Genomic DNA, 14,020 nt, shown 5'->3' with positions numbered 1-14,020 from the left:
CCGTGTCCGCATCCTCCTCCCGCGGCCGGCCCGGTGGCCCGCCGGACGACGAGACGCGGGCCGGCTGGTCGGCGGTGCCGCCGCCCTACAGCCTCGCCTCCGTGGACAACGCCCTGCGGCTCATCCACGTCCTCGACGAACGCGGCGAGCTGCGGGTCTTCGAGGCCGCGGAACTGCTGGGCGTCGCCCGCTCCACCGCGCACCGGCTGCTGTCCACGCTGGCCTTCCGCGGCTTCGCGACCCACGGCGGCGACAGCCACGTCTACCGGCCGGGGCCCGCCCTCGTCGACGCGGGGCTGCGCGCCATCGCGCGGCTCGACCTGCGCCAGGTCGCCAGGCCGCACCTGCTGGCCCTGGCCGAGGAGACCGGCGAGACGGTCCACCTCGTCGTCCTGGAGGGCAACGGGGCCCGCTTCGTCGACGGCGTGGAGAGCAGCCAGCCGCTGCGCGTCGGCCTGCGCGTCGGCATGGTGCTGCCCGCGCACGCCACGGCGGCGGGCAAGGCGATCCTCGCGGCCCTGCCGCCCGGGCAGGTCCGCGACCTGTACCCGCGGGGGGTGCAGGCCCTGACCGGCCGTACGCTCCAGAGCCTCGACGAGATCGAACGCCACCTGGCGACCGTGGACCGTGCGGGCTACGCCACCAACCACGGTGAGAGCGCCGACGACGTGGCGGCGGTGGGCGTCGTGGTCCGCGACCACGCCAGGGCGCCGGTCGCCGCGCTCGCCCTGGCCGCCCCCGCGGAACGGCTGCTCCCGCCGCGCATCCCGCTCATCGCCATCCGCATGCACCGGGCGAGCCTGGCCATCAGCGGTGACTTCGCCGCTCCCCGCTGAGCCCGGACGACCGGCCGGGCCCGGCACGGTCTGGATGCTGACGGCGGCCATGGGCCTCGGCCCCGCGAGCCTCTACGCGGTGACGGCCCTGAGCCCGCAGCTGCTGCCGGTGCTCGGGGCCGGCGAACGGCTGCTCGGCCTTGCCGTGGGCGCGTCGTTCGCCGTCGCCTCCCTGGCCTCGGCCGCGGCCGGCGCGGCCGTGGACCGGCACGGCGGCGTGCTGTTCATCCGCCTCATCGCGGTGTTCTCCGCGCTGACCGCCGTCCTGCTGACCGTTCAGGTGTCGACGGCGACCCTGGTGCTCGCCGTCGCCGTCGCCGGTCTCGCCCAGGCGGCGGCCAATCCGGCGACCAACGAGATCATCGCGCGTGCCGCGCCGCGGCAGGGCCGGGCCAGGGCGGTGGGGCTGAAGCAGAGCGGCGTGCCGGGCAGCCAGCTCCTCGCCGGGGCGGCCCTGCCGCCGATCGCCGCCCTCGGCGGGGTGCGCTGGGCGTTCGCGGCCCTCGCCCTGACCGCCGTCGTCCTGGTGGTGCCCGCGCTGCGCATGCGCGCCGGCCCTCCCGTCCGGCGGGCGGTCCGCGGCGGCCGGGTGCCGCTGTCCCGTCAGGTGCGGATCGTGCTCGGGGTCTCGTTCTGCTCGGGGGCCACGACCCAGGCCACCAACGCGTACCTCGCGCTCTTCGCGCACGGCTCGCTCGGCCTCGGCGCGACGGCCGCGGGCGCCGGCATGGCGGTCGTCGGCGGCGTCGGGATCGCCGGCCGCGTGCTGTGGACCCGCGCGCACGCCGCCGCGCGGCGGCCCCCGCTGGTGCTGACGGTGCTGACGGCGGGCGGCCTCGCCGCCTCCGTCCTGCTCCTCGCGGCCGCCGCGTTCGGCGCCATCGCCCTGTTCTGGGCCGCGGTGGTGGTGCACGCGCTGTGCGCGATGGCGGTGCCCGGGGTCGTCTTCCTCACCGTGATGGACCTGGTTCCGGCGCACGCCATCGGCACCGTCTCCGGATACGTGGGCATCTGCCAGTTCGCCGGCTTCGCCGGCGGCCCTCTCCTGGCCGGCCTCATGGTCGGTGCGGTCGGCTACCCGGCCGTGTGGACGGCGGTGGCGGGACTGGGCGCCGTCGCCCTCCTCCTGGCCGTGGCCGCCGCCCGGCGCAACTGACACTGGGTGATGCCTGCGGTTCGCAGGGTGATTCTCCGGCTGACTCTTGACGGAATTCGGGCATGAGTCCACACTTTCGGCTAAGTTCAGTCATCCGCACACGTTTGCAGTCAGTCGAGGCCGCGCATGCTCCCAGCCGAACGCCACCGCCGCATCACCGCCACCGTCAACCAGGCGGGCACCCTCAGCACCGAGGCGCTCGCCGCCGAGCTCGGCGTCTCCGCCGAAACGGTGCGCAGGGACCTCGCTCAGCTGGAGAGCCGCGGGGTGCTCAGCCGGGTGCACGGCGGCGCCGCGGCGCTGGCCGTGGCCAGAGGGCTGACGGGGGAGGAGGCACCCTTCGCGGAGCGCTCCGCCGCGCAGGCCGACGCCAAGGCCGCGATCGGCCGGGCCGCGGCCGCGCTGGTGCGCCCGGGCATGACCGTGGTCATCGACGTCGGCACCACCGCCGTACAGGTCGCCCGCGCCCTCCCGGCCGACTTCCGCGGCCTGGTCGCCACCTCCTCGCTGCTGGTGGCGGGCGAGCTGGCGGGCAGGCCGCAGGTCGAGGTGCTGATCCCGGGCGGGCGCGTCCGCGGCGGCGACCTGGTCTGCTCGGGGGCCCAGGCCGTCGCCTTCTTCTCCGGCCTGCACGCCGACGTGGCGTTCCTCGGCTCGGGCGGCGTCGACGCCGAGGCCGGGGTGACGGACTTCTACTTCGACGAGATCGCGACCAAGCGGGCCGTGATCCCGCGGAGTGTCCGCGCCTACGTGCTGGCCGACACCAGCAAGCACGGGCGGATCGCGCCCCACCGCGTCTGCGGCCTGGACGAGTGCGCCGGCGTCATCACCGAGCCGTCCGCGGAACCGGAGCTGGCCGCGGCCGTCAGCCGCGCGGGAGGCACCGTGATCACGGCCTGACCCGCGCAGCACAGGTTCCACCCAGGCAGTCCCGAGCCACGGGCGCCGTCCGCACGTGAAAGGCAGCAGGTCCCCATGAGTCACAGCGATCCCCGCCCCGCGGGCGGCCCCGCGGCCACCCCCCGGGCCGCCGGCTATCAGCAGGAGATGGCCCGCGAGCTCGGCTGGTACGCCTCCTTCTCCATCGCCTTCGGCTTCGTCTCCATCGCCACCGGCATCTTCACCGCCTACGGTTCGGTGCTCAGCACCTCGGGCCCGCGCGGCATCTGGGCCTGGCCCATCGTCGTCGTCGGCCAGCTCGCGGTCGCGCTGATCTTCGGGGCCCTGGCCGCCCGCATCCCCATCAGCGGGTACGCCTACCAGTGGGTCTCCCGGATCGTCGGCCCGCTGTGGGGCTGGATCATGGGCTGGATCTCGTTCGCGTTCCTCGGTGTCGTGGTCGTCGCCGTCGACTACACCATCGCCTCCACGATCCTCCCCGAGCTGTTCCAGTACCGGGGCACCACGCAGAACGCCTGGTTCATCACCGCCGTCGTCATACTTCTCCAGGCGATCCTGGTCGCCGCCTCCACGCGCACCACCCACCGCGTCAACAACGTGGCCGTCACCGTTCAGCTCATCGGCATGACCTCGCTCACCGCGCTGCTGTTCGTGGTCGGCGCGGTGACCGGCAAGCTCGACTTCGCCACCCTCTTCGAGGCGGCGCCCGCCGACGCGTCCGGCTACTACGCGCTGGGCGACATGACGCAGGCGGGGCCGTTCGCTCTGGCCTTCCTGCTGGGCGCCTTCACCATCGTCGGCTTCGAGTCCGCCGCCAACCTGGCCGAGGAGACCAAGGAGCCCGCCCGGGTCATCCCCAAGGCCATGGCGCAGGCCGTGATCTCCCTCGGGGTCCTCGGCTTCCTGTTCCTCATCGCGATCACCGCGCTGGCCGGCGACCCCGCGGAACTGGCCCGGTCCGACACCCCGGTGGCCACCGTCATCACGGCCGTCCTGGGCTCGGTCGTCGGCAAGCTGCTGCTCGTCCTCGTCGTCCTGTCCATCTTCTCCTGCGGTCTGGTCATCACCCTCAGCGGAACGCGCCTGGTGTGGGCCATGTCCCGCGACCAGCGCTTCCCCGGCTGGCAGGCGCTGCGCAAGGTCCACCGCAGCCGCGGCACCCCGCTCAACTCGTCGATCTTCATGCTGGTGATCGCCCAGGTCGTACTGCTGGTCTTCTCCGGCTCCACCGACGCGCTGTTCGAGCTCTTCTCGGCGGCCACGCTGCTGCCCGCGATCATCTACGCCGGTACGGTCATCATGTACATCGCCAAGCGCAGGTCGCTGCCGCCGAGCCGCGGCTTCTCCCTGGGCCGCTGGGAGATCCCGGTCATCGTCGTCGCCTCCGTCTGGCTGGTGTACGAACTGCTGCTGTTCCGCGACGAGTCCTTCCGGGCGCCCTGGGCCTATGTGCTGGTCCTGTTCGCCATCGGCGCCGTCTACCTCGCCTACCTGCTGATCAGCCGCGGCAGGTCCGGACTCTCGATGCCCGACATGACCGATATCGACCGCGCACTCGACGCCGACGAGCCCGGCAGCGCCGAGCCCGCGGCATCCGGCGGCGGCCGCACCGCGGCCGGCAGCGGTGCAGGACCCGGACCTGAGGAGAACCCGCGATGAGCACCATCCTGGCCATCGACCAGGGCACTTCCGGCACCAAGGCCATCGTGGTGGACACGGTGGACGGCACTCTCGCCATCGCCGAGGAGGCCGTCCGCCCCGCCTACCTCGACGGCGGCGGCGTCGAACAGGACCCCGGCGAACTCCTCGACTCCGTCCTCGGCGCCGGCCGCCGCGCCCTCGCCGCCGCCGGCCGGCCCGTCGACTGCGTCGCCCTGGCCAACCAGGGCGAGACCGTGCTGGCCTGGGACCCGGCGACGGGCGCGCCGCTGTCCGCCGCCATCGTCTGGCAGGACCGCAGGGCCGAACGGATCTGCGCCGAACTCGCCGACCACGCCGCCTGGGTGGCGCAGCGCACCGGGCTGGTGCTCGACCCCTACTTCTCGGCGCCGAAGATGGCCTGGCTGCGGCGCCACGTCACCCGGCAGGGCGTGGTCACCACCACCGACACCTGGCTGGTGCACCACCTCACCGGCGCGTTCGTCACCGACGCGGCCACCGCGAGCCGGTCGCTGCTCCTCGGCCTCGACGCGGTCGACTGGGACCCGGAGCTGGCCGAGCTGTTCGGCCTCACCGGGGAACGCCTGCCGCGCATCGTCGCCTGCGACGAGATCGTGGGCACCACCCGGGCCTTCGGCGACGAGGTGCCGGTGGCCGGACTGATCGTCGACCAGCAGGCCGCGCTGCTCGCCGAGGCGTGCCTCGCGCCGGGCACCGCCAAGTGCACCTACGGCACCGGCGCGTTCCTGCTGGCCAACACCGGGTCCACCGCGGTGCGTTCCGCGTCCGGCCTGACCACATCGGTGGCCTGGCGGGCCGCCGGCGGGACCCCGTACTGCGTGGACGGCCAGGTCTACACCGCGGCCTCCGCCATCCGCTGGATGCAGGACCTCGGCTTCCTCGGCACCGCGACCGATCTCGACGCGGTCGCGGCCCGCGACGCGGAGGGCGTGCTGTGCGTCCCCGCCCTCGCCGGACTCGCCGCGCCGTGGTGGCGGCCGGCGGCCACCGCCACGTTCACCGGCATGACGCTGTCGACCCGCCGCGAACACCTCGTGCGCGCCGTCCTGGAAGGCATCGCCGCCCAGGTCGCCGAGCTGTGCCGGCTGGTCGAGGCGGACCTCGGCGCGCCCGTGACCCGGCTGCGCGCCGACGGCGGCCTCACCGGCAGCCGCACCCTGATGCAGGCCCAGGCCGACCTCGCGCAGGTGCCCGTGGACATCTACCCCTCCGGCCACGCCACCGCGCTGGGCGCCGCCGCGCTGGCCCGGCTCGCGCTGTCGCCGGGACTCGGCCTCACCGAGGCCGTCGGCGCGTGGCGTCCCGCCACCGTCCACGAACCGGTCTGGCCGGCCGACCGGGCCGCCGAGTTCCGCGCCCGCTGGGTCGCGACCGTCGAGGCATACCCAGGCAAGGGAGGAACTCCGTGAACACCGCTTCGCCCACCGGCCCGCCCGAGATCTTCGACGTCGCCGTGATCGGCGCCGGGATCGTCGGCGCGGCCGTCGCCCGCGAACTGTCGGGACACGAGCTGTCGGTGGCGCTCGTCGAGGCCCGCGACGATGTCGGGGACGGCACCAGCAAGGCCAACACCGCGCTGCTGCACACCGGTTTCGACGCCAAACCCGGCACCCTCGAATCGCGGCTCGTCGCGCGCGGCCACCACCTGCTCGCGGACTATGCCGAGGCCACCGGCATCCCCGTCGAGCGCACCGGCGCCATCCTGGTCGCCTGGACCGCGGAGGAGCGCGACGCCCTCCCCGGCCTCGCGGAGAAGGCGGAGCAGAACGGGTACGACCGCTGCCGCCTCATCGGGCCGGACGAGGTCTACCGGCAGCTGCCCGCGCTCGGCGAGGGGGTGCTCGGCGGGCTGACCGTTCCCGACGAGTCGATCATCTGCACCTGGACCACCAACCTGGCGCTGGCCACCGACGCCGAACGCCGCGGTACCCGCGTCCTGCTGCGGCACGCGGTCACGGCCGTGGACGTCGCCGGGGACGTCACCACCCTCACCACCACCGGCGGCCGCATCGCCGCCCGCTGGGTCGTCAACGCGGCGGGACTGTCCGCCGATCGTGTCGACCGCATGTTCGGGCACGACCGGTTCACCGTCACCCCGCGCCGCGGCGAGCTCTTCGTCTTCGACAAGCTGGCCAGGCCGCTCGCCGACAAGATCGTGCTGCCGGTGCCGTCCTCGCGCGGCAAGGGTGTGCTGATCTCGCCGACCATCTACGGCAACGTCATGCTCGGCCCCACCTCCGAGGACCTGACCGACCGCACCGCCACCGGCACCTCGGCCGACGGCTTCGCGTTCCTGCTCGGCAAGGGCGAGCGGCTGATGCCGCGGCTGCTGGCCGAGGAGATCACCGCCTCCTATGCCGGGCTGCGCGCCGCCATCGACCACGGCGACTACCTCGTCGAGGCCGATGCCGACCGCCGCTACCTGCTGATCGGCGGCATCCGCTCCACCGGCCTGACCGCGGGCATGGCCATCGCGGAACACGCCCGCGACCTGCTGAAGGACGCCGGGCTCGCCCTCACCCGCCGCACCGACCTGCCCGCGCCGCCCCGCATGCCCAATATCGGCGAGGCCACCCCGCGGCCCTACCAGGACGTCGAACGCATCGCGGCGGACCCCGCCTACGGCACCATCGTCTGCTTCTGCGAACGCGTCACCGCCGGCGAGATCCGCGACGCCTGCCACGCACCGCTCCCGGCCCGCACGATCGAGGGGCTGCGCCGCCGCACGCGGGCCATGAACGGCCGCTGCCAGGGCTTCTTCTGCGGAGCCGAAGTCGAACGGCTCCTGACCACCCGGGGCACCGGCCCCGCCCACACCCCCCGGCGGCACGACGGAAAGAACTCATGAACCCCGACACCCCCACGCCGGGCACCACGCCACTGCTGACCCCCGACGTCCTCGTCATCGGCGGCGGCCCGGCCGGCCTCACCGCCGCCGCCCGCCTCGCCCCCCGCATCCCGGGCGAGGTGCTGGTCGTCGAACGGGAGGCCGAGGCCGGCGGCATCCCCCGGCACAGCGACCACACCGGCTACGGGCTGCGCGACCTGCGCCGCGTCATGCGCGGCCCCCGCTACGCGGCGCACCTGGCGGCGCGCGCGGCCGAGGCGGGCGCCGTCATCCACACCCGCACCATGGTCACCGGCTGGGCCGACGCACACACCGCCGAGGTCACCGGGCCCGCGGGCCGCAGGCGCATCCGGGCCAGGGCCGTCGTCCTGGCCACCGGCGCCCGCGAACGGCCCCGCCCGGCCCGCCTCGTCCCCGGCGACCGGCCGCACGGCGTGTACACCACGGGCCAGCTCCAGAACGTGGTGCACCTCCACCACGGGCGCGTCGGCCGGCGGGCCGTCATCGTCGGCGCGGAACTCGTCAGCTGGTCCGCGGTCCTGACGCTCCGCGAGGCGGGCTGCGCGGTCGCCCTCATGGCCACCGAGCACCCGGCGGCCGAGTCCTACGCCGCGTTCACGGTGCCCGGCCGCACCCTGCTGCGCGTGCCCGTGGCCACCAGGACCCGCGTCACCCGGGTGATCGGCCGCGGCCGGCTGGCGGCCGTGGAGATCGAGCACCTGGACACCGGGGCGCGGCGCACCGTCGAGTGCGACACCCTGGTGTTCACCGGCGACTGGATTCCCGACCACGAACTCGCCCGCGCCGCCGGGCTCGACCTCGACCCCGGAACGCTGGGCCCCCTGGTCGACACCGCGCTGCGGACCAGCCGCCCCGGCGTGTTCGCCGCCGGGAACCTCCTGCACCCCGTCGACACCGCGGACGTGGCCGCCCTGGACGGCGCGCACGTCGCCGACCAGGTGCTGCGCCACCTCGCGGGCGACGAGGACGAAGGAGAGGGCCCCGGCGTGCGCATCCTGACCGAGCCGCCCCTGCGCTGGATCGCCCCCGGGCTGCTGCGCCCCGGCGCGCCCGCGCCCCCGCGCAACCGGCTGCTGCTGTGGACCGACGAGTTCGTCCGCGTGCCACGCGTCACCGTCCGCCAGGACGGCAGGACCGTCGCCCGCCGCACCCTGCCCTGGCCCGCCGCCCCCGGCCGCGCGCTGCGCATCCCCTGGTCGGTGCTGCGGAACGTGGACGACCGCGGCGGCCCCGTCACGGTGAGCGTGCACTGAACGCGGGCGGTGCCCGTGGGCCCCGCACTTCGTTACGGTGAGGGCGTGTTCACTCCCCGGGGCCCGGCCCTCCACGAGCTGGCCGTGCAGGCGATGTCCTCCGTCGAGCGCGGCTACGACCTGCTGGCACCGAAGTTCGACCACACCCCGTTCCGCACCCAGGACCGGGTCCTGGGCGCCGTGGCCGCCGCCCTGCGGCCGCTGGGGCCGTTCGGCACCGGGCTCGACCTGTGCTGCGGCACCGGGGCCGGCCTCGGCGTGCTGTCCGGGCTCTGCGAACGGCGCGTCGTGGGCGTGGACTTCAGCGCCGGGATGCTCGCGGTGGCCCGCGCCGCCCGGCCCCCGGCGCCCGGCGGCCCGCCCGTGGACCTGGTGCGCGCCGACGCCAGGGCCCTGCCGTTCACCGGCGCCTTCGACCTCGTCGTCAGCTTCGGCGCGTTCGGCCACTTCCTGCCCGCGGAGCGGCCCGCGCTGTTCGCCCGGGCGTACGGCGCGCTCCGGCCCGGCGGCCTCTTCGCCTTTCCCGTCGCCGCGCCGCCGCGCGTCGGCTCGGCGCAGTACTGGACGCTGTGGGGCTTCGACGCCGCGATGCGCCTGCGGAACGCGCTGTGGCGCCCGCGGTTCGTCATGTATTACCGCACCTTCCCGCTGCCCCGGGTGAGCGAGGAACTGGGCGCCGCAGGCTTCGACGTGGGCACGTGGCCACTGGACGACCTCGGTGCGCTGCCCGACGGCAGCCCGCGCTGCCGCCTGGTCCTCGCGCGGCGCGGGCGCTGACCCGCGCCGCGCGCGGGTCGGCGCCCGAGGTCACGGCTTGCGGGCGACACCCCCCGCCATCAGCCGCTGGGCGACCGTCAGCGGCAGCGCGACGGGCGCGTCCGGCCGCCACAGCGGCAGGGACACCACGCCGGGCTCCAGCAGGTCGAGGCCCTTGAAGTACGCCGTGATCTCCTCCGTCGTCCGGAACCGCCCGGTGCCGAGGAACTCCAGCATCGTCTCCTCCACGCCGCGGGCCTCGGGGCCCGTATCGCAGAACGCGGTGATCACCAGGTGGCTGCCGGAGGGGACCGCGTCCAGGTAGGCGTCGACGATGCCCTGCGGGTTCTCGTCGTCGTGCAGGTGGTGCAGCATGCCGATCAGCAGCACCCCGACCGGCTCGGAGAAATCGATCAGCCGCCGCACGCCCGGGTGCGCCAGGACCGCCGCGGGCTCGCGCAGATCGGCCGTGACGACGGACGTCCGCTCGTTCTCCTCCAGCAGCGCCCGGCCGTGCGCCAGCACGATCGGGTCGTTGTCGACGTACACCACGCGCGCGTCGGGTGCGTACCGCTGCGCGACCTGGTGCGTGTTCTCCAGGGTCGGCAGCCCCGCGCCCAGGTCGATGAAGTGCCTGATCCCGGCGTCCTGGGCCAGATACCGCACCGTGCGGCCGAGGACGGCCCGGTTGAACCAGCCGACGTCGCTGATATGCGGCATCGTCCGGCGCACCTGGTCGGCGACCACCCGGTCGACCTCGTAATTGTCCTTGCCGCCCAGAACGGCGTCGTAGACCCGCGCGATGCTCGGCCTGCTCAGGTCGATGTCCGAGGTCTGGCCGCCCTCGGCTCCGCCGTTCTCGTTCGCCACCGCGAAAATCCCCTCCTCGTGCCGCGGCCCGCGCGTCCGAGCGGGCTCGCCCTTCCCGTGGCGCAAAGACTAACCCGCACCCGGCCCTCATCGCCCAGGTGTTCGCTGACCAACCGCCGTGCGGACCTGGCGAGTTGCCGCCGGTCGTGCCTGGTCACCGCCGCCGGACCGCTCAGGTCTGGCGCGCCCGCAGCCAGGACTCCACCTCCCCGACGTGTGCCGCCGCCGCGGCCCTGGCCGCCTCCGGGTCGCGCGCCCGCAAGGCATCGAGAATCCGCCGGTGTTCGTGGCGGGTGCGGTCGAACACGCCCTCCTCCTGGTAGCCGCGCCACACGCGGGCGCGGAACGTCCGCGAGGACAGGCCGTCGAGGATCGCCACCAGCGTCCCGTTGCCGCCTGCCACGGCCACGGCCCGGTGGAAGGCCAGGTCGTGGGCGAGGATTTCGCCCGGGTCCTCCGTCGCGTACATCGCGTCGAGGTGCGTCTCCACCTCCGCCAGCTGCTCCGGGGAGATGCGCGCGGCGGCGATGGCCGCCGCCGTGGCCTCCAGGGCGCGGCGGATCTCCATCAGCTCGATCAGCTGCGGCCCGCGCGAGAGGTCGGCCACGACCCCCAGCGTCTCCAGCAGATCGGCGGCCTGGAGCCGCGTGACGTAGATCCCGGAGCCGTGCCGTGCCTCCAGTACGCCCAGCACCGTCAGCGCCCTGATCGCCTCCCGCATCGAACTGCGCGAGATGCCCAGGCGCACCGCGAGGTCCCGTTCGGTGGGCAGGCGCTGCCCCGGCTCCAGATGCCCCTCGGAGATCAGCGACTTGAGCTGCTCGATGGCACGCTGCGTCACCGTCCCCCTGGGCGGTGTGCTCCGCTCCACGCTGGCCGACCTCCGGTGTCGTACGGAGCGGCAGTCTACCGCCCAGTGGCCCGACCAATCGGCTCCGGAATCGGGAATTCGATGCCGCATGGGTGCCCAACTGGCCTAAGTGGTCCGATAATTGATGCGTCACGGCGGTGGCGGGCGTTCCGGCGTCCGGCACGCACCCTCCCCGGACAAGGAGCCGTAGGCATGGCGGGTCAGTCACTTCGGCACACAACGCGCCGGCTGCGGGCGGCGGCCCTGGCCGCCGGTGCCGCGCTGGTGCTCGGCGCGTGCGGCAGCACGGCCGACTCCGGCCCCTCGGGCGGCGGCGGAGGAGGGGGGAGCGACGGCCCGGTCGGGGTGGTGCTCCCCCTGCTGACGTCTCCCTTCTGGCAGGCGTACAACGACTACGTGCCGCGGATGGCGGATTCCGAGGGCGTCGACGCGCTCGGCACGGTCAACTCCAACGGCGATTCGGCCCAGCAGATCACCGACGTCAACAACCTGCTCAACCAGAACGTCGCCGGACTGGTCGTCGCCCCGCTGGACAGCGGCGCCATCTCCGCCGCCCTCGACCAGGCCGAGCGGCGCGGCGTTCCGGTCGTCGCCGTCGACGTCGCCCCCGAGGAGGGCGAGGTCGAGATGATCGTGCGGGCCAACAACGTCGCCTACGGCGAAGCGGCCTGCGCCTACCTCGGCGAGCACGTGGAAACGGGCAAGGTCGTGCAGATCATGGGCGACCTGTCCTCCGTCAACGGCCGGGAGAGGTCCGAAGCGTTCCGCACCTGCGTCGCGGAAAACCACCCCGGTCTCGAGGTGCTGGAGATCCCCGCCGACTGGGAGTCGGACAAGGCCGCCGCGCAACTGGACACCCTGCTCAACGCCAACCCCGACATCCGGGGCATCTACCTCCAGGCGGGCGGCGTCTACCTCGCCCCCACGCTCCAGACCCTGCGCAGCAAGGACATGCTGCACCCGGCCGGTGAGGAGGGGCACATCACGATCGTCTCCAACGACGGTATCCCGCAGGAGCTGGAGTCCATCCGCAACGGCGAGATCGACGCGACGGTCTCCCAGCCCGCCGACGCCTACGCCCAGTACGGCATGTACTACATCAAGGCGGCGCTGGCCGGTGAGACCTTCGAGCCGGGGCCGACCGACCACGGCTCCACCATCGTGGAGCTGCCCAACGGGCTGCTGGAGGACCAGCTTCCCGCGCCCCTGGTCACCAGGGAGAACGTCGACGACCCCGAGCTGTGGGGCAACCGCGACCAATGAGCGAACGTCAACCTGACTCGGCGCCCCGGCCGTTGACCGAGGCGCGGGGCATCGTGAAGCGCTACGGCCCCGTCACCGCCCTGCGGGACGGCCAGTTGACCGTGCTGCCCGGCGAGTCCCACGCCCTCGTCGGGCGCAACGGCGCGGGCAAGTCGACCCTCGTCGGCATCCTCACCGGCCTGACCGCGCCCGACGAGGGAACGGTCTTCTTCGACGGCGAGCCCGCGCCGCCCCTGGCGGACCGCGACGCGTGGCGCAGAAAGGTCGCCTGCGTCTACCAGAAGCCGACCGTCGTCCCCGAACTGACCGTCGCCGAAAACCTGTTCATCAACCGCCAGCCCCTGCGGCGCGGCATCATCAGCTGGCGCCTGCTCCACCGGCAGGCCGCCGACCTCCTCGACACCTGGGACGTGCGGGTCGACCCGCGCGCCCGCACCGCGGACCTGCGCGTGGAGGACCGGCAGATGGTGGAGATCGCGCGCGCCCTGTCCTTCGGCGCCCGGTTCATCGTCCTCGACGAGCCGACCGCCCAGCTGGACAAGCGCGAGATCGAGCGGCTGTTCACGCGCATGCGCTCCCTCCAGAGGGCGGGGGTGACCTTCCTCTACATCTCCCACCACCTCCAGGAGGTCTACGAGGTCTGCCAGACCGTCACCGTGCTGCGGGACGCCCGCTGGGTCACCACCGCGGCCGTGGCGGAACTGCCCCGCCCCGCCCTGGTGGAGGCCATGACCGGCGAGGCCGTGCTGGCGCGCGGCCATGTGCGGCCCGCCCCGGACGCGACCGCCGAGGCGTGCCTGGTCGCCACCGGCCTGAGCGGACCCGCCTTCGAGGACGTCGGCCTGACCGTGCGCCGCGGCGAGGTCGTGGGCCTCGCCGGCAGCAGCGGCAGCGGCAAGGTCCAGCTCGCCGAGACGTTCACCGGACTCCACACGCCCACCGCGGGCGCCGCCGAAGTCGGCGGCGCCGCCCTGCCGTTCGGCGACGTGGCCGCCGCGCTGCGGGCCGGGGTCGGCTGCGTTCCCCGGGACCGGGACGAGCAGGGCACCGTCCCCGGCCTCTCCATCGGCGACAACAGCACCTTGACCGTGCCCGGCCGGCTCGGCAGGTACGGGTTCATCGGCCAGAAGCGCAAACGCGCCCTGGCGCGCGAGCTGATGGACCGTCTCGACGTCCACGCCCAGGGCCCGGACCAGCCGGTGTCCGACCTCTCCGGCGGCAACGCGCAGAAGGTCGTCATGGCCCGCGCCCTCGCCTCCGATCCGCGGCTGCTCGTCCTGATCAATCCCACCGCGGGCGTCGACGTCAAGTCCAAGGAGTCGCTGCTCGCGCGCGTCGACAGCGCCCGCGACAGCGGCATCGGCGTCCTGCTGGTCTCGGACGAGCTGGACGACCTGCGCCACTGCGACCGGGTCCTGGTCCTCTTCCACGGCCGGATCACCGACGAGTACCGCGCGGGGTGGCGGGACAACGAGCTGATCGCATCGATCGAAGGAGTCGACCGTGGCTGACACCGGGACGCCGTCCGCCCTGGGCCGCACCACCGGCGCACCCAAGCTCCCGGAC

At 74.1% G+C, this 14,020-nt stretch carries 12 protein-coding genes; 10 read left to right on the top strand and 2 right to left on the bottom strand.

Features of this window, described 5'->3' with window-relative positions; genetic code table 11:
• Positions 1–2 precede the first annotated feature (2 nt).
• The 8 genes from STBA_RS02890 (at position 3) to STBA_RS02855 (ending at position 9,471) form a co-directional block, all read left to right on the top strand.
• Positions 3–836, top strand: coding sequence for an IclR family transcriptional regulator (locus tag STBA_RS02890; protein WP_171987624.1), 834 nt, complete (start codon positions 3–5; stop codon positions 834–836).
• A 34-nt stretch (positions 837–870) separates the two neighbouring features.
• Positions 871–1,992, top strand: a complete 1,122-nt coding sequence (locus STBA_RS02885) for an MFS transporter (RefSeq protein WP_077057719.1) — start codon at positions 871–873, stop codon at positions 1,990–1,992.
• A 126-nt stretch (positions 1,993–2,118) separates the two neighbouring features.
• Positions 2,119–2,892, top strand: coding sequence for a DeoR/GlpR family DNA-binding transcription regulator (locus STBA_RS02880; protein WP_077057718.1), 774 nt, complete (start codon positions 2,119–2,121; stop codon positions 2,890–2,892).
• A 75-nt stretch (positions 2,893–2,967) separates the two neighbouring features.
• Complete coding sequence (locus STBA_RS02875) at positions 2,968–4,551, top strand: amino acid permease (RefSeq protein ID WP_077057717.1); 1,584 nt, start codon at positions 2,968–2,970, stop codon at positions 4,549–4,551.
• Entirely contained in the window at positions 4,548–5,981 is a 1,434-nt protein-coding gene (locus STBA_RS02870) for an FGGY family carbohydrate kinase (RefSeq protein WP_077057716.1), read from the top strand. Before STBA_RS02875 ends, STBA_RS02870 begins: the two co-directional genes overlap by 4 nt.
• Positions 5,978–7,420, top strand: coding sequence for an NAD(P)/FAD-dependent oxidoreductase (locus STBA_RS02865; RefSeq protein ID WP_079251677.1), 1,443 nt, complete (start codon positions 5,978–5,980; stop codon positions 7,418–7,420). The genes STBA_RS02870 and STBA_RS02865 overlap by 4 nt, the downstream gene beginning before the upstream one ends.
• Complete coding sequence (locus STBA_RS02860; RefSeq protein WP_079251676.1) at positions 7,417–8,694, top strand: FAD-dependent oxidoreductase; 1,278 nt, start codon at positions 7,417–7,419, stop codon at positions 8,692–8,694. Before STBA_RS02865 ends, STBA_RS02860 begins: the two co-directional genes overlap by 4 nt.
• 45 nt (positions 8,695–8,739) lie before the next feature.
• The gene (locus STBA_RS02855; protein WP_077057715.1) at positions 8,740–9,471 is read left to right on the top strand and encodes a class I SAM-dependent methyltransferase; all 732 of its coding nucleotides are present in this window, start codon (positions 8,740–8,742) and stop codon (positions 9,469–9,471) included.
• Between the two features lie 30 nt (positions 9,472–9,501).
• Here the strand turns inward: STBA_RS02855 and STBA_RS02850 are convergent, their stop codons facing one another.
• Both STBA_RS02850 and STBA_RS02845 read right to left on the bottom strand, forming a co-directional pair.
• Positions 9,502–10,320, bottom strand: a complete 819-nt coding sequence (locus STBA_RS02850) for an SAM-dependent methyltransferase (protein WP_077057714.1) — start codon at positions 10,318–10,320, stop codon at positions 9,502–9,504.
• A 172-nt stretch (positions 10,321–10,492) separates the two neighbouring features.
• Positions 10,493–11,191, bottom strand: coding sequence for an FCD domain-containing protein (locus STBA_RS02845; RefSeq protein ID WP_077057713.1), 699 nt, complete (start codon positions 11,189–11,191; stop codon positions 10,493–10,495).
• 192 nt (positions 11,192–11,383) lie between these two features.
• On the opposite strand from STBA_RS02845, the gene STBA_RS02840 reads away from it, so the two are divergent.
• Positions 11,384–12,454, top strand: coding sequence for a sugar ABC transporter substrate-binding protein (locus STBA_RS02840; RefSeq protein WP_077057712.1), 1,071 nt, complete (start codon positions 11,384–11,386; stop codon positions 12,452–12,454).
• Positions 12,451–13,965, top strand: a complete 1,515-nt coding sequence (locus STBA_RS02835; protein WP_077057711.1) for a sugar ABC transporter ATP-binding protein — start codon at positions 12,451–12,453, stop codon at positions 13,963–13,965. Before STBA_RS02840 ends, STBA_RS02835 begins: the two co-directional genes overlap by 4 nt.
• Positions 13,966–14,020 lie beyond the last annotated feature (55 nt).

It is taken from the genome of Streptomyces sp. MP131-18 (assembly GCF_001984575.1).
In the GTDB taxonomy this organism is placed as follows: Bacteria; Actinomycetota; Actinomycetes; order Streptomycetales; family Streptomycetaceae; genus Streptomyces; species Streptomyces johnsoniae.
Note: the sequence above shows the minus strand (reverse complement) of the source record. Positions and strands in the feature narration are given on the sequence as shown.